Origin of the sequence: Burkholderia sp. COPS (genome assembly GCF_019425585.1) — a bacterium.
Classification (GTDB): Bacteria; Pseudomonadota; Gammaproteobacteria; order Burkholderiales; family Burkholderiaceae; genus Burkholderia; species Burkholderia cepacia.
This window is the reverse complement of record NZ_WIXR01000055.1, coordinates 16,412-32,391: the sequence shown is the minus strand read 5'-3', so window position 1 is coordinate 32,391 and position 15,980 is coordinate 16,412. Positions and strand designations below refer to the sequence as shown.

Below are 15,980 nucleotides of genomic sequence, written 5' to 3'. Positions count from 1 at the left end.
GACCACCCGGGCTTAGCCCAAAATTTCTTCGACGGACTTGCCGCGCTTCGCCGCGATGTCTGCCGGGGTGGACTGCTTGCGCAGACCGTCCAGCGTGGCGCGAACGAGGTTGTACGGGTTCGTCGAACCGTGGCTCTTTGCCACGACGTTCTGAACGCCCATCACGTCGAACACTGCGCGCATCGGGCCGCCGGCGATCACGCCCGTACCTGCCTTCGCCGGAGCGAGGAGGACAGCGGATGCGCCATGCTTGCCGTGCACTTCGTGTTGCAGCGTGCCGTTCTTGAGCGGCACCTTGAACATGTTGCGGCGAGCTTGTTCCATTGCCTTCTGGACAGCGACCGGCACTTCCTTCGCCTTGCCCTTGCCCATACCGATGCGGCCATCGCCGTCGCCAACCACGGTCAGTGCGGCGAAGCCGAGAATACGGCCACCCTTCACGACCTTGGTCACGCGGTTGACCGAAATCATCTTTTCGCGAAGGCCGTCGTCGCGCTCGTCAGCCTGAACTTTCGCTTGCATCTTTGCCATGACGAATTCCTTCCTTAGAACTTGAGCCCAGCTTCGCGAGCTGCCTCAGCCAGCGCCTTGACGCGGCCGTGGTAGCGGAAGCCCGAGCGGTCGAAGGCGACGGATTCGATGCCGGCAGCCTTTGCCTTCTCGGCAATACGCTTGCCGATCAGCGTCGCGGCATTAACGTTGCCGCCCTTGCCCGACTTGTCGGCCAGTTCAGCGCGCACTTCTGCTTCGAGCGTCGACGCGCTGGCGAGCACCTTGGTGCCGCAGGGCGAGAACACTTGAGCGTAGATGTGCGTGTTCGTGCGATGCACGGCGAGACGCGCGACCTGCAGCTCAGCGATCTTGATACGCGTCTGGCGAGCGCGGCGCAGGCGAGATTGAGTCTTATCCATGATTGCGCACCCTTACTTCTTCTTCGTTTCTTTGAGGATCACAACCTCGTCGGAATAGCGCACGCCCTTGCCCTTGTAGGGCTCCGGCGGACGGTAACCGCGAACTTCCGCAGCTACTTGACCGACTTGTTGCTTGTTGATCCCCTTGATCACGATTTCGGTTTGCGTCGGGGTTTCTGCCTTGACGCCTTCCGGCATCTGGTGCACCACCGGGTGCGAGAAACCCAGCGACAGGTTCAGCTTGTCGCCTTGCGCTTGCGCACGATAACCGACGCCAACCAGCGTCAGCTTGCGCTCGAAACCCTTGGTCACGCCGTGCACGGCATTCGCGATGATCGCGCGCATCGTGCCCGACAGTGCATTTGCTTCGCGGCTTTCATCCACCGGCGACAGGTTCAGCGTGCCGTCGTTGTTCGCCACGTTCACGAGCGGATTGATCGCTTGCGTGATGGTGCCCAGCGGGCCCTTGACGGTGATCGCACCGTCGGCCAGCTTGACTTCCGCGCCTTGCAGCGCGATCGGGCTCTTACCTACTCGAGACATGTTTCTCTCTCCTCGGCTTTAAGCGACGTAGCAGATGACTTCGCCGCCGACGCCGGTAGCGCGCGCCTTGCGGTCGGTCATCACGCCCTTCGGCGTCGACACGATTGCCACGCCCAGGCCGTTCATGACCTGCGGAATGTCGTTACGGCCGCGGTACACGCGCAGACCAGGCTTCGACACGCGCTCGAGGCGTTCGATGACCGGGCGACCTGCGTAGTACTTCAGCGCGATATTCAGTTCGGACTTCGCACCTTCCGCCTTGACGGCGAAATCGTCGATGTAACCTTCGTCCTTCAGGACTTGTGCGATTGCAACCTTGACCTTCGACGAGGGCATCGCAACCGATACCTTCTCGACCATCTGCGCGTTGCGGATGCGAGTCAGCATATCGGCGATAGGATCACTCATGCTCATTTACGTTTCTCCTATTACCAGCTCGCCTTGGTCAGGCCAGGAATCTCGCCACGGAATGCGATTTCACGAATCTTGTTACGCGCGAGGCCGAATTTACGGAACGTGCCACGCGGACGGCCCGTGATTGCGCAGCGGTTACGCTGGCGGGTCGGGTTTGCGTTGCGGGGCAATTGCTGCAGCTCAAGGCGTGCTTCGTAGCGCTCTTCTTCCGACTTGCTTTGGTCTTCGACGATCGCCTTCAGCGCATCGCGCTTTGCTGCGAACTTCGCGACCAGGCGGGCGCGCTTCTTTTCACGTTCGATCAGTGCCAGTTTAGCCACGGTAACCTCAGTTTCTGAACGGGAACTTGAAGCTGGCGAGCAGAGCCTTTGCTTCGTCGTCGGTCTTCGCAGTCGTCGTGATGCTGATGTTCAGCCCACGCAGTGCGTCGATCTTGTCGTAGTCGATTTCGGGGAAAATGATCTGCTCTTTCACACCGATGTTGTAGTTGCCACGGCCATCGAAAGCACGACCCGACACGCCGCGGAAGTCACGCACGCGGGGCAGGGCAACCGTCACGAAACGGTCGAGGAATTCGTACATTGCACGGCCACGCAGCGTCACCATCGCGCCGATCGGGTAACCCTGGCGGATCTTGAAGCCTGCGATTGCCTTGCGTGCCTTCGTCACGACCGGCTTCTGACCAGCGATCTTCGTGAGGTCGCCAACGGCGTTCTCGATGATCTTCTTGTCAGCGATCGCTTCGCCAAGACCCATGTTCAGCGTGATCTTGGTGATGCGCGGCACTTCCATGACCGACTTGTAACCGAACTTCTCGATCAGGCCGGGCACAACCTTTTCTTTGTAAAACTCTTGAAAACGAGCCATTTTTTACTCCGCTGCGTCAGGCGCTCAGTACGGCACCGGTCGTCTTCAGGAAGCGAACCTTCTTGCCTTCCTCGACCTTGATGCCAACACGCGACGCCTTGCCATTCGCGTCGACCAGTGCGACGTTCGAAATATGCAGGGGCATCGTCTTCGCTTCCACGCCACCCGTCGTACCCTTCATCGGGTTCGGCTTCACATGCTTCTTGACGAGGTTGATACCTTCAACCGTCACATGCTCTGCACCGACAGCCAGCACGACGCCGCGCTTGCCCTTGTCCTTGCCAGTGACGACGATGACTTCGTCACCTTTGCGAATCTTGTTCATCGCGACTCCTTACAGCACTTCCGGCGCCAGCGAAACGATCTTCATGAATCGTTCGCTACGCAGCTCACGCGTCACCGGCCCGAAGATACGGGTGCCGATCGGCTCGAGCTTGTTATTCAAAAGCACAGCGGCGTTGCCGTCGAACTTGATCAGCGAGCCGTCTTGACGGCGCACGCCCTTGGCGGTGCGGACCACCACGGCGTTGTAAATTTCGCCTTTCTTCACGCGCCCGCGCGGCGTTGCCTCTTTGACGCTCACCTTGATGATGTCGCCAATGCCGGCATAACGACGCTTCGAGCCGCCGAGCACCTTGATGCACAGGACTTCACGTGCACCCGTGTTGTCGGCTACTTCGAGCCGAGATTCGGTCTGGATCATGGTTTGTCTTTCCCAACTTAATCCGGATGCACCACCATGATGCATTCGGTCAGTCTTGGTCCCGTCAGCCAATCGGCTGCTTGGGTTGGAACAGCAGCGACGGCAAACGAAACCCGCCATCGCAATTCGGTGAATCTTTCGGACAGGCAGGCGCCAGTCCGCTTCCCCCACCAACTTCGCCCGCGACGGGGCTCCCATAAAGAGGGAAGACCAGGATTATAACAAATAACCCTGGTCACGCAAGCAAAAACTTTGCGATTTCAAGCACTTCGTGGAGAAGTGCCCGTTACTGCCTACTGCGCTGCCCGCTTAGATGACGCGAGCTGCTTCGACGAGGCGCGACACCGTCCAGGCCTTCGTCTTCGAAACAGGACGAGTTTCCTGGATTTCGACGAGATCGCCTTCGTTGTAGGTGTTCGCTTCATCGTGCGCGTGGTACTTCTTCGAGCGCACGACATACTTGCCGTAGATCGGATGCTTGACGCGGTGCTCGATCAGCACGGTGACGGTCTTGTCCATCTTGTTGCTGACGACCCGACCGACCAGCGTCCGCTTCAGCGAGGTTTTCACGCTATCGTTCATTTCTGGTTCGCCTTCTGAGTCATGACGGTCCGCACACGTGCGATGTCGCGACGAACCTTCTTCAGCTGGCTCGTGTTCGTGAGCTGCTGGGTCGCGAGTTGCATGCGCAGGCCGAATTGCGCCTTCAGCAGGTCCGCCAGCTCCTTGTTGAGCGCGGCCTGGTCTTTCTGGAGAAGTTCGGAAGCCTTCATGTTTTCTCCTTAGGCGCCGAGCTGGCGCACGATGAATGCCGTCTTCAGCGGCAGCTTGGCTGCAGCCAGACGGAACGCTTCGCGTGCCAGTTCTTCGGTTACGCCGTCCATTTCATAGAGCATCTTGCCCGGCTGAATCTCGGCGACGTAGTACTCCGGGTTACCCTTACCGTTACCCATACGCACTTCGGCCGGCTTCTGCGAAATCGGCTTGTCCGGGAAGATCCGGATCCAGATGCGGCCGCCACGCTTGATGTGACGCGTCATTGCACGACGCGCCGCTTCAATCTGACGTGCGGTCAAACGACCGCGACCGATCGCCTTCAGGCCGAATTCACCGAACGACACTGCGTTGCCGCGCGTCGCCTTGCCGGTGTTACGACCCTTCTGCTCTTTACGATACTTTCTGCGTTTCGGTTGCAGCATCGTTATTCTCCAGTCTTGCCGTCTTCGGGCTTGCCGGCGCCGCGGCGCGGTGCGCCACGACGAGCACCCGGAGCGCCGCCTTCGCCGTCACGGCGCGGACGACGGTCGCCCGGACGCGCATTGCGACGCGGACGCTTGTCTTCGGCTACTTCTTCCACCACCGGTGCGTCGTTGCGGCCGAGCGTATCGCCCTTGTAGACCCACACCTTGACGCCGATGATCCCGTAAGTCGTCTTCGCTTCCGAAGTCGCGTAGTCGATATCAGCACGCAGCGTGTGAAGCGGCACGCGACCTTCGCGATACCACTCCGTACGAGCGATTTCGATACCGTTCAGACGGCCCGCGCTCATGATCTTGATGCCTTGGGCACCCAGACGCATCGCGTTCTGCATCGCACGCTTCATCGCGCGACGGAACATGATCCGGCGCTCGAGCTGTTGCGTGATCGAGTCAGCGATCAGCTGAGCATCGGTTTCCGGCTTGCGGATTTCTTCGATGTTGACGTGAACCGGAACGCCCATGCGGCGTTGCAGTTCCGTCTTCAGCTGTTCGATATCCTCGCCCTTCTTGCCGATGACCACGCCCGGACGCGAGCTGTAAATCGTGATGCGCGCGTTCTTCGCCGGACGCTCGATGACCACCCGACCGACCGAAGCGTTCTTCAGCTTCTTCTTCAGGTATTCACGAACACCGATGTCTTCCTGCAGCATCGCCGCGAAATTGTTGTTGTTCGCGTACCAACGCGAAGCCCAATTGCGGCTGACAGCCAGGCGGAAGCCAGTCGGATGAATTTTCTGTCCCATCGTATGGCTCCTTAATTCCCGACCGTCACAGTGATGTGACAGGATTGCTTCTCGATGCGGTTACCGCGGCCCTTGGCGCGCGCGGTGAAACGCTTGAGCGATGCAGCCTTGTCGACGTAGATGCTCTTGATCTTGAGCTCGTCGATATCAGCGCCTTCGTTGTGCTCCGCATTCGCGATTGCCGACAGCACAACCTTCTTCACGATGCCAGCCGCCTTCTTCGGCGAGAACGTCAGAACGTTCAGCGCCTTGTCGACCGGCAAACCGCGGATCTGGTCAGCCACAAGGCGCGTTTTCTGCGCCGAGATGCGGGCACCGCGATGAATTGCTTTCACTTCCATCTTGATTGCCCCTTATTTCTTGGCCTTCTTGTCGGCTGCGTGACCCTTGAACGTACGGGTCAGTGCGAACTCGCCAAGCTTGTGGCCGACCATGTTTTCCGAGATGTACACCGGAACGTGTTGACGGCCGTTGTGAACAGCGATCGTCAGGCCGATGAAATCCGGCAGAATCGTCGAGCGACGCGACCAAGTCTTGATCGGCTTTTTGTCGCGCGAAGCTGCAGCCGCCTCAACTTTCTTCAGCAAATGGGCGTCGCAGAACGGACCTTTTTTAACAGAACGTGCCATTGCCTACTCCTTAACGCTTGTGACGGCGCTGGACGATCATCGTCGTCGTGCGCTTGTTGCTGCGGGTGCGGTAACCCTTAGCCGGCGTACCCCACGGGCTCACCGGGTCGCGACCTGCAGCCGTCTTGCCCTCACCACCACCGTGCGGGTGATCAACCGGGTTCATCGCAACGCCACGCACCGTCGGGCGGATACCGCGCCAGCGGTTCGCGCCAGCCTTGCCGATCTGGCGCAGGCTATGCTCTTCGTTGCCGACTTCACCGATCGTTGCACGGCACTCGATGTGCACGCGGCGGATTTCGCCCGAACGCAGACGAACCTGCGCGTAGACGCCTTCACGTGCGAGCAGCATGGCCGACGTACCAGCCGAACGCGCCATTTGCGCGCCCTTGCCCGGCAGCATCTCGATGCAGTGGATCGTCGTACCGACCGGAATGTTGCGGATCGGCAGCGTGTTGCCTGCGCGGATCGGCGCTTCCGAACCCGACATCAGCTGTTGGCCGACGGTCAGGCCCTTCGGGGCGATGATGTAGCGACGTTCGCCGTCTGCGTAGAGCACCAGCGCGATGTTCGCGCTACGGTTCGGGTCGTACTCGAGACGCTCGACCTTTGCCGGGATGCCATCCTTCGTGCGACGGAAATCGACGATACGATAGTGTTGCTTGTGACCACCACCCTTGTGACGCGTGGTGATACGGCCATTGTTGTTACGGCCGGCGGTCGAGCTCTGCGAGTCGAGCAGTGCCGCGAACGGCTTGCCCTGGTGCAGGTTCTTGTTGACCACCTTGACCATCGCGCGGCGACCCGGCGATGTCGGCTTAACTTTAACGATTGCCATGATTACTTGGCCTCCGCTTCAAAGTTGATTTCCTGGCCGGGCTTCAGGCAAACGTACGCCTTCTTCACGTCCTTGCGGCGGCCCATCGAACGGCCGAAGCGCTTTTGCTTGCCCTTCTGAACCAGCACGTTGACCGAATCAACTTCAACCTTGAACAGCAGCTCGACAGCCGCCTTCACTTCCTGCTTCGTGGCATCCGGTGCGACTTCGAACACGACTTGCTCGTTCTTGTCGGCAACCAGCGTCGCCTTTTCCGAGATCACCGGTGCGAGCAGGACCTGCATCAAACGATGATCGTTCTTGCGAATCTCGCTCATGACAGCAACTCCTCGATCTGGGCGACCGCAGCCTTCGTGACCAGCACTTTCTTGAAGTAGATCAGCGACAGCGGGTCAGCGTAGCGCGGCTCGACAATCGCCACGTGCGGCAGGTTGCGCGAAGCCAGGTACAGGTTCTCGTCGACCGTGTCGGTGATGATCAGCACGGAGTCGAGACCCATGGTCTTGAATTTGTCGGCCAGCAGCTTGGTCTTCGGCGCTTCGAGGATGATGTCCTCGACGACCGACAGACGGCCTTCACGGGCCAGCTGCGAGAAGATCGAGCAGAGACCTGCGCGATGCATCTTCTTGTTGACCTTGTGCGAGAAGTTTTCTTCCGGCGAATTCGGGAAGATACGACCACCGCCACGCCACAGCGGGCTCGACGACATACCGGCACGAGCACGGCCCGTACCCTTCTGGCGCCACGGCTTCTTGGTCGTGTGCTTGACTTGCTCACGGTCCTTCTGTGCGCGGTTACCCTGGCGAGCATTCGCCTGGTAAGCGACGACGACCTGGTGGATCAGCGCTTCGTTGTAGTCACGACCGAACACGACGTCCGATGCGTTGACCACTGCACCTTCCTGACCATTTTCGTTCAGGAGCTTGAGTTCCATTATTTCGCCCCCTTGGTCTTGACGGCCGGCGTCACGAAGACCTTGCCGCCCTTCGCGCCCGGAATCGCACCCTTCACGAGCAGCAGCTTGCGCTCTGCGTCGATACGAGCGATTTCGAGGTTCTGCACCGTCACCGTCACGTCACCCATGTGACCCGTCATGCGTTTACCCGGGAAAACACGACCCGGATCCTGCGCCATACCGATCGAGCCCGGCACGTTGTGCGAGCGCGAGTTACCGTGCGTCGCACGGCCGGAGGAGAAGTTGTAACGCTTGATCGTACCGGCGTAGCCCTTACCGATCGACACGCCTTGCACGTCGACCTTCTGGCCCACTTCGAAAAGATCAGCACCGACCACGGCGCCATTCGACAGCTCAGCTGCCTTGGCCGCGTCAATGCGGAATTCCTTGAGGATTTCACCGGCTTCGACACCGGCTTTGGCGAGATGACCTGCCAGCGGCTTCGTCACGCGCGATGCACGACGGGAGCCGAATGCAACCTGCACGGCCGTGTAGCCGTCGGTTTCAACAGTCTTGATCTGCGTCACGCGGTTGTCCGACACGTCCAGCACGGTGACGGGAATCGAATCCCCTTCAGCCGTGAAGATACGGGTCATGCCAACCTTGCGACCTACGAGTCCAAGGCTCATCATTTTCTCCATTCCCGACTGCGATTGGTCGGGGCTGATTTACAAAATGCCGGGCACGCAAGGCCCAACTTTTTTACGCGAATACGCGAAAAGCCAAGCAGTATAGCCCGACTTCTCGATTTCCGCAAGCAATACAAAGACTTAGCGCCACCCGGCAAGCCGGAAGGCGCCGAAAGCCTTACTGCAGCTTGATTTCCACGTCGACGCCAGCCGGCAGGTCGAGCTTCATCAGCGCGTCAACCGTCTTGTCGGTCGGATCGACGATGTCCATCAGGCGCTGGTGTGTACGGATTTCGAGCTGATCGCGCGACGTCTTGTTGACGTGCGGCGAACGCAGGATGTCAAAACGCTGAATGCGCGTCGGCAGCGGCACCGGGCCACGGACGATTGCGCCAGTCCGCTTCGCGGTATCGACGATTTCGGCAGCCGATTGATCGATCAGACGATAGTCGAAAGCCTTCAGGCGAATGCGGATTTTCTGTTGCTGCATGACGATTCCTTGAAAAGAGCGAGGCGATGTTGCACCGCCGGACACTAAAAGAACGCGAAACCTGCTGCCTGCGGGGAGCGAAGCGACAGGTTCCGAACGGCACTTCCACTGCTAAGCCCGCGATTCTACACGAAAAATCGGAGAGGTGGTGCGGGTTTGTCAATGTGTGTGGCAGCACCCCATAAAGAAAAACCGGGTGCCAGCGCAAGCTGAACACCCGGTTTCGACGGTACAACTGCATACCGCGGGATCGCGGATCCCGGAAGGACCCGCGGATCGTCGATCTTAGTCGAGGATCTTGGCGACGACGCCAGCGCCGACCGTACGGCCGCCTTCACGGATTGCGAAGCGCAGACCTTCTTCCATCGCGATCGGAGCAATCAGCTTCACCGTGATCGACACGTTGTCGCCCGGCATCACCATTTCCTTGTCCTTCGGCAGCTCGATCGAGCCCGTCACGTCCGTCGTACGGAAGTAGAACTGCGGACGGTAGTTGTTGAAGAACGGCGTGTGACGGCCGCCTTCGTCCTTGCTCAGCACGTACACTTCAGCCGTGAAGTGCGTGTGCGGCGTGATCGAACCCGGCTTCGCCAGAACCTGGCCACGCTCCACGTCTTCACGCTTCGTGCCGCGCAGCAGGATACCGACGTTGTCGCCTGCCTGACCTTGGTCCAGCAGCTTGCGGAACATTTCAACGCCCGTGCAGGTCGTCTTCACCGTCGGCTTGATACCGACGATTTCGATTTCTTCGCCGACCTTCACGATGCCGCGCTCGACACGACCCGTCACCACCGTACCACGGCCCGAGATCGAGAACACGTCTTCCACCGGCATCAGGAACGCGCCGTCAACTGCACGCTCCGGCGTCGGGATGTACGTGTCCAGCGCGTCTGCCAGGCTCATGATCGCCACTTCGCCCAGCTCGCCCGTGTCGCCTTCCAGCGCCAGCTTGGCCGAACCCTTCACGATCGGCGTGTCGTCGCCCGGGAAGTCGTACTTCGACAGGAGTTCGCGAACTTCCATCTCGACCAGCTCGAGCAGTTCAGCGTCGTCCACCATGTCGCACTTGTTCAGGAACACGATGATGTACGGAACACCAACCTGACGCGCCAGCAGGATGTGCTCACGCGTTTGCGGCATCGGGCCGTCTGCTGCCGAGCAAACCAGGATCGCGCCGTCCATCTGCGCTGCGCCCGTGATCATGTTCTTCACATAGTCAGCGTGGCCCGGGCAGTCGACGTGTGCGTAGTGGCGGTTAGCCGTTTCGTACTCGACGTGTGCCGTGTTGATCGTGATGCCGCGTGCCTTTTCTTCCGGTGCCGCGTCGATCTGGTCGTACGCCTTCGCTTCGCCGCCGAACTTCTTCGTCAGAACCGTCGTGATCGCTGCCGTCAGCGTCGTCTTGCCGTGGTCAACGTGACCAATCGTACCAACGTTCACGTGCGGCTTGGTCCGCTCGAATTTACCTTTTGCCATGATTCTCTTCTTTCAAAAATTATCGATTGAGATAGCGAATTACTTCGACTTCGCGCTGATGATCGCATCAGCAACGTTGCGCGGAGCTTCAGCGTAGTGCTTGAACTCCATCGTGTACGTTGCACGACCTTGCGTCAGCGAGCGCAGCGACGTCGAATAGCCGAACATTTCCGACAGCGGCACTTCGGCGCGCACGATCTTGCCGCCGCCAACCATGTCTTCCATGCCCTGGACGATACCGCGACGGCCCGACAGGTCGCCCATCACGTTGCCCATGTAGTCTTCCGGCGTCTCGACTTCGACAGCCATCATCGGCTCGAGGACGACCGGGTTCGCCTTCCGCATTGCTTCCTTGAACGCCATCGAACCGGCCATGCGGAACGCGTTTTCGTTCGAGTCAACGTCGTGGTACGAACCGAACGTCAGGTGAACCTTCACGTCAACGACCGGGAAGCCGGCGAGCACGCCCGACTTCAGCGTGTCCTGGATACCCTTGTCGACCGCCGGGATGTATTCACGCGGAATCACACCACCCTTGATCTCGTCGAAGAACTCGTAGCCCTTGCCTTGTTCGTTCGGCTCGAGCGTGATGACCGCGTGACCGTACTGGCCGCGACCACCCGACTGCTTGACGAACTTGCCGTCGACGTCCTTCGCCGTCGAACGGATCGTTTCGCGGTATGCAACCTGCGGCTTGCCGACGGTCGCTTCCACGCCGAATTCACGCTTCATCCGGTCGACCAGAATTTCGAGGTGGAGCTCGCCCATGCCCGAAATGATGGTCTGGCCCGACTCTTCGTCGGTCTGCACGCGGAACGACGGATCTTCCTGTGCCAGACGGTTCAGCGCCAGGCCCATCTTTTCCTGGTCAGCCTTGGTCTTCGGTTCGACAGCCTGCGAAATCACCGGCTCCGGGAACACCATGCGCTCGAGCACGATCGGGTTTGCCGGATCGCACAGCGTGTCGCCAGTGGTCGCTTCCTTCAGGCCGACCGCAGCAGCGATGTCGCCTGCACGGACTTCCTTGATTTCTTCACGCTGGTTCGCGTGCATCTGCAGAATACGGCCGAGGCGTTCCTTCTTGCCCTTGGTCGAGTTCAGCAGCGTGTCGCCCGAGTTGACGACGCCCGAGTACACACGGAAGAAGATCAGCTGGCCGACGAACGGGTCGGTCATGATCTTGAACGCGAGCGACGAGAACTTCTCGTCGTCCGACGCCTTGCGCTCAGCTTCTTCACCGTTTTCGAGCTCGCCCTTGACCGGCGGGATGTCGACCGGCGACGGCAGGAAGTCGATCACGGCGTCGAGCATACGCTGCACGCCCTTGTTCTTGAACGCGGTACCGCACAGCATCGGCTGGATTTCGCACGCGATCGTACGATCACGCAGCGCCTTGACGATGTCGGCTTCCGGCAGATCGCCTTCTTCCAGGTACTTGTTCATCAGGTCTTCGCTGGCTTCAGCAGCCACTTCGACCATCTTTTCGCGCCATTCCTTGCAGGTCTCTGCGAGCTCGGCCGGGATGTCGACGTAGTCGAACTTCGTGCCTTGCGACGCTTCGTCCCAAATGATCGCCTTCATCTTGATCAGGTCGACGACGCCCTTGAAGTTTTCTTCCGCGCCGATCGGCACCACGACCGGAACCGGGTTCGCCTTCAGGCGCAGACGGAGCTGGTCGTAGACCTTGAAGAAGTTCGCGCCGGTACGGTCCATCTTGTTGACGAACGCAAGACGCGGCACCTTGTACTTGTTAGCCTGGCGCCACACCGTTTCCGACTGCGGCTGCACGCCGCCCACTGCGCAGTACACCATGCACGCGCCGTCGAGCACGCGCATCGAACGCTCCACTTCGATCGTGAAGTCGACGTGGCCCGGGGTGTCGATGATGTTGATGCGGTGTTCCGGATAGTTGCCGCCCATGCCCTTCCAGAAGGCCGTGGTAGCAGCGGACGTGATCGTGATGCCACGCTCCTGTTCCTGCTCCATCCAGTCCATCGTGGCTGCGCCGTCGTGGACTTCACCGATCTTGTGGTTCACACCGGTGTAAAACAGAATGCGCTCGGTCGTCGTCGTTTTGCCGGCGTCGATGTGAGCGCTAATACCGATATTGCGGTAGCGCTCGATAGGAGTCTTGCGAGCCACTTTGATCCTCTACTGGGATGACACGATGCAGCCCTGCTGCATCATGCTTCAACACAAACGGGCGAGGCGCCTGAAAAGCGCACCCGCCCGGAATTTATTTCCGCAAACAGCCCAGCCAGGCGCTTAGAAACGGAAATGCGAGAACGCGCGGTTGGCTTCTGCCATGCGGTGAACTTCATCGCGCTTCTTCATCGCGCCGCCACGGCCTTCGGCCGCTTCGGAGAGTTCACCTGCCAGACGCAGAGCCATCGACTTCTCGCTGCGCTTCTTCGCAGCCTCACGCAGCCAGCGCATCGCCAATGCCATACGACGCGACGGGCGCACTTCGACCGGAACTTGATAGTTGGCACCACCAACGCGACGGCTCTTCACTTCGACCACCGGCTTGACGTTGTTGAGCGCAACCGTGAACACTTCCAGCGGGTCCTTGCCACCCTTGGTCTGGATCTGTTCGAATGCGCCATAAACGATGCGCTCTGCGACCGACTTCTTGCCGGACAGCATCAGCATGTTCATGAACTTGGCTACATCAACGTTACCGAACTTCGGATCCGGCAACACTTCCCGCTTGGGGACTTCGCGACGACGCGGCATGATTCTTCCTTTACTTGTTCAGTTGGAGCTGGTTCCAGCTCCGCGGCCACCAACAAACCCGATCACATCTTCACGACTAACCAGCTTGGCCGGGTGACCACTTACTCGACAGCACCGGCAATCCGGCACTCCCGCCTTGACCGCCCTGCGGCGATCCCTGATCAAAAACTGCTTACTTGGCAGCCTTTGCACGCTTCGCGCCGTACTTCGAGCGCGCTTGCTTACGGTCCTTGACGCCCTGGGTATCCAGCGAGCCGCGAACCATGTGGTAACGCACACCCGGCAAGTCCTTCACACGGCCGCCGCGGATCAGCACAACCGAGTGTTCCTGCAGGTTGTGGCCTTCACCGCCGATGTACGAAATCACTTCGAAGCCGTTCGTCAGACGAACCTTGGCGACCTTACGGAGTGCCGAGTTCGGCTTCTTCGGCGTCGTCGTGTACACACGGGTGCACACGCCGCGACGCTGGGGGCAGTCCTGCAGGGCCGGGCTCTTGCTCTTCGTCGTTTCCGACTGACGGCCTTTGCGAACCAGTTGGTTGATGGTTGGCATTGTTTATTCCTGAAATTGAACAAAATCTGCACATCGATTTCGGGCAAAGCGAGAATCGGCGCACAGTTGACTTCCGAACCGGCGAAACGGGTGCGAGCTTTCGAACGCAACTCGGCCCACCGAATACCGGAACCCAGCATCATATTCCGGAAATACCAACTAAGTCAACGGCTTGCGTGATTCGTCGGCCGGACGCGTGGTTTACCGGAAGGGTCGGAACGCCTGTGTCAGGCAGACTCGACGACGTCGATGATCTCGTCGCCGAAGCGCTCCAGCTTGCGCACCCCCATGCCGGGGATATGGCGCAGGTCGTCGATCGTCTCCGGCGCGTTGCGTGCGATCTCGGCGAGCGTCGCGTCGTGGAAGATCACGTAGGCCGGCACGCCGTCTGTCTTCGCCGTTTCCGCGCGCCACGCGCGCAGCGCATCCCACCTTGCGCGCTCGCGCGTGCCCATGCCGGCGGTCGGGTCGACGCGCGTGCCGCTGCGGCCCGACGACTGGCGCGTGCGCTGCGGCTTCACATAGCGGCGCAGCGTGACCTTCTCCTCGTTCTTCAACACCGGCTTCGCTGCCTCGGTCAGCACGAGCGCACCGAAGCCGCCGTGATCGACCGCCAGGTAGCCGTACGCGACGAGCTGCCGAAATATCGCGCGCCACTCGGGCTCCGACAGCGACGCGCCGATCCCGAACGTCGTCAGCTGGTCGTGGCCCCGCTGCAACACCTTCTCGGTGCGCCCGCCGCGCAGGATCTCGATCAGGTGGCTCGAGCCGAAATTGAAGCCGCTCGCGCGCTGCGCGCGGAACACGCACGACAGCGCCATCTGCGCCTCACGCGTCGCGTCCCATGACGCGGGCGGCTCGAGGCACGTATCGCAGTTGCCGCACGGCTTGCTCTCCTCGCCGAAGTAGTTCAGCAGCCGCACGCGGCGGCACGAGATCGTCTCGCACAGCCCGAGCAGCGCGTCGAGCTTCGACGTCTGGACGCGCTTGTGTGCGTCGTCCGCATCCGATTCGTCGATCATCTTGCGCTGCTGGACGACGTCGCCGAGCCCATAGGCCATCCACGCATTCGCGGGCATCCCGTCGCGGCCGGCGCGGCCCGTTTCCTGGTAGTAGCCTTCGACGCTCTTCGGCAGATCGAGGTGCGCGACGAAGCGCACGTCCGGCTTGTCGATGCCCATGCCGAACGCGATCGTCGCGCACATCACGATGCCTTCCTCGCGCTGGAACATTTCCTGGTGCTTCTGCCGCACCTCGAACTCCATCCCCGCGTGATACGGCAGCGCACGCACGCCTTGCGCCTTCAGCCATTCGGCCGTTTCCTCGACCTTGCGACGCGACAGGCAATAGACGACACCCGCATCCGTCGTGCCGTCGGCATTCGTGTGTTCGGCTCGGATGAAATCGAGCAGCTGCGATCGCGCGTTGTCCTTTTCGACGATCCGGTAGCGGATGTTCGGGCGGTCGAAGCTCGACACGAACACGCGCGCGTCGTCGAGCGCGAGACGGTGGATGATCTCGTCGCGCGTGATCGCATCGGCCGTCGCGGTCAATGCGATGCGCGGCACCGACGGAAATCGCTCGTGCAGCACCGACAGCTGGATGTATTCCGGGCGGAAATCGTGCCCCCATTGCGACACGCAGTGCGCTTCGTCGATCGCGAACAGGCCGATCTTCGCGCGCTCGAGCAGGTCGAGGAAGCGCCCCGTCATCAGCCGTTCGGGCGCGACATACAGCAGGTCGATTTCGCCTTCACGCAGCGCCCGCTCGGTCGCCGCGGCCTCGGCGCCCGACAGTGTCGAGTTCAGGTACGCCGCGCGCACGCCCACTTCGCTCAGTGCGGCGACCTGGTCCTGCATCAGCGCGATCAGCGGCGACACGACGATACCGGCACCCTGCCCGGCCTCGCGACGCAGCAGCGCCGGAATCTGATAGCACAGCGACTTGCCGCCGCCGGTCGGCATCAGCACGAGACAATCGCCGCCGCCGGCGACGTGTTCGACGATTTCGCCCTGCTGGCCGCGAAAAGCGGGATAACCAAATACTTCGTCGAGGATTTCGAGGGCGCGGGACATGGAAGAGGACGGGGACGGCTGGACGATGACCGCAATTTTAACAACCCGCTCGCGGGACGCGGGGCGAATCGTGCGGTTTTGGCCATTCGGCCAGGGTTCGTTCGCGTGCATGACGAGCCTGCCACGACCGCGCCGCAAGTGATTGCGACGGCTTCGGCG

At 60.6% G+C, this 15,980-nt stretch carries 24 protein-coding genes; all 24 read right to left on the bottom strand.

Annotated elements, in window-relative coordinates:
• Positions 1-12: 12 nt before the first annotated feature.
• The 24 genes from rpsE to recQ all read right to left on the bottom strand — a co-directional run bounded on the left by rpsE (position 13) and on the right by recQ (position 15,821).
• On the bottom strand, positions 13-531 hold the full coding sequence (gene rpsE, locus FOZ70_RS32875; protein ID WP_006482895.1) for a 30S ribosomal protein S5: 519 nt from the start codon (positions 529-531) through the stop codon (positions 13-15).
• 14 nt (positions 532-545) lie between these two features.
• On the bottom strand, positions 546-911 hold the full coding sequence (rplR, locus tag FOZ70_RS32870; protein WP_006477183.1) for a 50S ribosomal protein L18: 366 nt from the start codon (positions 909-911) through the stop codon (positions 546-548).
• Positions 912-923: 12 nt separating this feature from the next.
• Complete coding sequence (gene rplF / locus FOZ70_RS32865; RefSeq protein ID WP_006758786.1) at positions 924-1,454, bottom strand: 50S ribosomal protein L6; 531 nt, start codon at positions 1,452-1,454, stop codon at positions 924-926.
• Between the two features lie 18 nt (positions 1,455-1,472).
• Positions 1,473-1,868: a 30S ribosomal protein S8 gene (gene rpsH / locus FOZ70_RS32860; protein WP_006477185.1), complete on the bottom strand. Its 396-nt coding sequence runs from the start codon at positions 1,866-1,868 to the stop codon at positions 1,473-1,475.
• A gap of 14 nt (positions 1,869-1,882) precedes the next feature.
• Positions 1,883-2,188: a 30S ribosomal protein S14 gene (gene rpsN, locus FOZ70_RS32855; RefSeq protein ID WP_011350676.1), complete on the bottom strand. Its 306-nt coding sequence runs from the start codon at positions 2,186-2,188 to the stop codon at positions 1,883-1,885.
• 7 nt (positions 2,189-2,195) lie between these two features.
• Positions 2,196-2,735, bottom strand: a complete 540-nt coding sequence (rplE, locus tag FOZ70_RS32850; protein ID WP_006482882.1) for a 50S ribosomal protein L5 — start codon at positions 2,733-2,735, stop codon at positions 2,196-2,198.
• Positions 2,736-2,751: 16 nt separating this feature from the next.
• Entirely contained in the window at positions 2,752-3,060 is a 309-nt protein-coding gene (gene rplX, locus FOZ70_RS32845; RefSeq protein WP_006477187.1) for a 50S ribosomal protein L24, read from the bottom strand.
• A 9-nt stretch (positions 3,061-3,069) separates the two neighbouring features.
• Positions 3,070-3,438 (bottom strand): 50S ribosomal protein L14, encoded by a 369-nt coding sequence (rplN, locus tag FOZ70_RS32840; RefSeq protein ID WP_006482918.1) that lies wholly within the window; start codon positions 3,436-3,438, stop codon positions 3,070-3,072.
• 309 nt (positions 3,439-3,747) lie between these two features.
• On the bottom strand, positions 3,748-4,020 hold the full coding sequence (rpsQ, locus tag FOZ70_RS32835) for a 30S ribosomal protein S17 (RefSeq protein WP_006477189.1): 273 nt from the start codon (positions 4,018-4,020) through the stop codon (positions 3,748-3,750).
• Positions 4,017-4,211 (bottom strand): 50S ribosomal protein L29, encoded by a 195-nt coding sequence (gene rpmC / locus FOZ70_RS32830; protein WP_006400652.1) that lies wholly within the window; start codon positions 4,209-4,211, stop codon positions 4,017-4,019. The genes rpsQ and rpmC overlap by 4 nt, the downstream gene beginning before the upstream one ends.
• Before the next feature lie 9 nt (positions 4,212-4,220).
• Positions 4,221-4,637 (bottom strand): 50S ribosomal protein L16, encoded by a 417-nt coding sequence (rplP, locus tag FOZ70_RS32825; protein ID WP_006482873.1) that lies wholly within the window; start codon positions 4,635-4,637, stop codon positions 4,221-4,223.
• Between the two features lie 2 nt (positions 4,638-4,639).
• The gene (rpsC, locus tag FOZ70_RS32820; protein ID WP_006482899.1) at positions 4,640-5,440 is read right to left on the bottom strand and encodes a 30S ribosomal protein S3; all 801 of its coding nucleotides are present in this window, start codon (positions 5,438-5,440) and stop codon (positions 4,640-4,642) included.
• Positions 5,441-5,451: 11 nt separating this feature from the next.
• On the bottom strand, positions 5,452-5,781 hold the full coding sequence (gene rplV, locus FOZ70_RS32815) for a 50S ribosomal protein L22 (RefSeq protein ID WP_004199272.1): 330 nt from the start codon (positions 5,779-5,781) through the stop codon (positions 5,452-5,454).
• Between the two features lie 12 nt (positions 5,782-5,793).
• Positions 5,794-6,069 carry a 30S ribosomal protein S19 gene (gene rpsS / locus FOZ70_RS32810; RefSeq protein ID WP_004199273.1) on the bottom strand — a complete coding sequence of 92 codons (276 nt, stop codon included), beginning with the start codon at positions 6,067-6,069 and terminating at the stop codon, positions 5,794-5,796.
• Positions 6,070-6,079: 10 nt separating this feature from the next.
• Complete coding sequence (gene rplB, locus FOZ70_RS32805) at positions 6,080-6,907, bottom strand: 50S ribosomal protein L2 (RefSeq protein WP_006482900.1); 828 nt, start codon at positions 6,905-6,907, stop codon at positions 6,080-6,082.
• Between the two features lie 2 nt (positions 6,908-6,909).
• A complete protein-coding gene (gene rplW / locus FOZ70_RS32800; protein WP_004199275.1) occupies positions 6,910-7,224 on the bottom strand; it encodes a 50S ribosomal protein L23 in 315 nt (104 codons plus the stop codon).
• On the bottom strand, positions 7,221-7,841 hold the full coding sequence (gene rplD / locus FOZ70_RS32795; protein ID WP_006477192.1) for a 50S ribosomal protein L4: 621 nt from the start codon (positions 7,839-7,841) through the stop codon (positions 7,221-7,223). The genes rplW and rplD overlap by 4 nt, the downstream gene beginning before the upstream one ends.
• On the bottom strand, positions 7,841-8,491 hold the full coding sequence (gene rplC / locus FOZ70_RS32790; RefSeq protein WP_006482922.1) for a 50S ribosomal protein L3: 651 nt from the start codon (positions 8,489-8,491) through the stop codon (positions 7,841-7,843). Before rplC ends, rplD begins: the two co-directional genes overlap by 1 nt.
• A 178-nt stretch (positions 8,492-8,669) precedes the next feature.
• Positions 8,670-8,981 (bottom strand): 30S ribosomal protein S10, encoded by a 312-nt coding sequence (gene rpsJ / locus FOZ70_RS32785; protein ID WP_004199280.1) that lies wholly within the window; start codon positions 8,979-8,981, stop codon positions 8,670-8,672.
• A gap of 285 nt (positions 8,982-9,266) precedes the next feature.
• Positions 9,267-10,457 carry an elongation factor Tu gene (gene tuf / locus FOZ70_RS32780; RefSeq protein ID WP_057056448.1) on the bottom strand — a complete coding sequence of 397 codons (1,191 nt, stop codon included), beginning with the start codon at positions 10,455-10,457 and terminating at the stop codon, positions 9,267-9,269.
• A 39-nt stretch (positions 10,458-10,496) separates the two neighbouring features.
• Positions 10,497-12,599 carry an elongation factor G gene (gene fusA / locus FOZ70_RS32775; protein ID WP_021161762.1) on the bottom strand — a complete coding sequence of 701 codons (2,103 nt, stop codon included), beginning with the start codon at positions 12,597-12,599 and terminating at the stop codon, positions 10,497-10,499.
• Between the two features lie 123 nt (positions 12,600-12,722).
• The gene (rpsG, locus tag FOZ70_RS32770) at positions 12,723-13,193 is read right to left on the bottom strand and encodes a 30S ribosomal protein S7 (RefSeq protein ID WP_006477195.1); all 471 of its coding nucleotides are present in this window, start codon (positions 13,191-13,193) and stop codon (positions 12,723-12,725) included.
• A gap of 172 nt (positions 13,194-13,365) precedes the next feature.
• Positions 13,366-13,746, bottom strand: coding sequence for a 30S ribosomal protein S12 (gene rpsL, locus FOZ70_RS32765; RefSeq protein WP_006400662.1), 381 nt, complete (start codon positions 13,744-13,746; stop codon positions 13,366-13,368).
• A 227-nt stretch (positions 13,747-13,973) separates the two neighbouring features.
• A complete protein-coding gene (gene recQ, locus FOZ70_RS32760) occupies positions 13,974-15,821 on the bottom strand; it encodes a DNA helicase RecQ (protein ID WP_021161761.1) in 1,848 nt (615 codons plus the stop codon).
• Between the last annotated feature and the right edge of the window lie 159 nt (positions 15,822-15,980).

Bases quoted from the DNA above. Each gene is read 5' to 3' on its own strand.
- rpsC (WP_006482899.1), bottom strand. From the start codon at position 5,440: ATGGGACAGAAAATTCATCCGACTGGCTTCCGCCTGGCTGTCAGCCGC.
- rplR (WP_006477183.1), bottom strand. From the start codon at position 911: ATGGATAAGACTCAATCTCGCCTGCGCCGCGCTCGCCAGACGCGTATC.
- rpsG (WP_006477195.1), bottom strand. From the start codon at position 13,193: ATGCCGCGTCGTCGCGAAGTCCCCAAGCGGGAAGTGTTGCCGGATCCG.
- rpsE (WP_006482895.1), bottom strand. From the start codon at position 531: ATGGCAAAGATGCAAGCGAAAGTTCAGGCTGACGAGCGCGACGACGGC.
- recQ (WP_021161761.1), bottom strand. From the start codon at position 15,821: ATGTCCCGCGCCCTCGAAATCCTCGACGAAGTATTTGGTTATCCCGCT.
- rplC (WP_006482922.1), bottom strand. From the start codon at position 8,491: ATGAGCCTTGGACTCGTAGGTCGCAAGGTTGGCATGACCCGTATCTTC.
- tuf (WP_057056448.1), bottom strand. From the start codon at position 10,457: ATGGCAAAAGGTAAATTCGAGCGGACCAAGCCGCACGTGAACGTTGGT.
- rplB (WP_006482900.1), bottom strand. From the start codon at position 6,907: ATGGCAATCGTTAAAGTTAAGCCGACATCGCCGGGTCGCCGCGCGATG.
- rplF (WP_006758786.1), bottom strand. From the start codon at position 1,454: ATGTCTCGAGTAGGTAAGAGCCCGATCGCGCTGCAAGGCGCGGAAGTC.
- rpsH (WP_006477185.1), bottom strand. From the start codon at position 1,868: ATGAGCATGAGTGATCCTATCGCCGATATGCTGACTCGCATCCGCAAC.
- rplP (WP_006482873.1), bottom strand. From the start codon at position 4,637: ATGCTGCAACCGAAACGCAGAAAGTATCGTAAAGAGCAGAAGGGTCGT.
- rplW (WP_004199275.1), bottom strand. From the start codon at position 7,224: ATGAGCGAGATTCGCAAGAACGATCATCGTTTGATGCAGGTCCTGCTC.
- rplV (WP_004199272.1), bottom strand. From the start codon at position 5,781: ATGGAAGTGAAAGCAATTCATCGCGGTGCCCGCATCTCGGCGCAGAAA.
- rpsQ (WP_006477189.1), bottom strand. From the start codon at position 4,020: ATGAACGATAGCGTGAAAACCTCGCTGAAGCGGACGCTGGTCGGTCGG.
- rpsL (WP_006400662.1), bottom strand. From the start codon at position 13,746: ATGCCAACCATCAACCAACTGGTTCGCAAAGGCCGTCAGTCGGAAACG.
- rplD (WP_006477192.1), bottom strand. From the start codon at position 7,841: ATGGAACTCAAGCTCCTGAACGAAAATGGTCAGGAAGGTGCAGTGGTC.
- rpsS (WP_004199273.1), bottom strand. From the start codon at position 6,069: ATGGCACGTTCTGTTAAAAAAGGTCCGTTCTGCGACGCCCATTTGCTG.
- rplX (WP_006477187.1), bottom strand. From the start codon at position 3,060: ATGAACAAGATTCGCAAAGGTGACGAAGTCATCGTCGTCACTGGCAAG.
- rpsJ (WP_004199280.1), bottom strand. From the start codon at position 8,981: ATGCAGCAACAGAAAATCCGCATTCGCCTGAAGGCTTTCGACTATCGT.
- rpmC (WP_006400652.1), bottom strand. From the start codon at position 4,211: ATGAAGGCTTCCGAACTTCTCCAGAAAGACCAGGCCGCGCTCAACAAG.
- rplE (WP_006482882.1), bottom strand. From the start codon at position 2,735: ATGGCTCGTTTTCAAGAGTTTTACAAAGAAAAGGTTGTGCCCGGCCTG.
- rplN (WP_006482918.1), bottom strand. From the start codon at position 3,438: ATGATCCAGACCGAATCTCGGCTCGAAGTAGCCGACAACACGGGTGCA.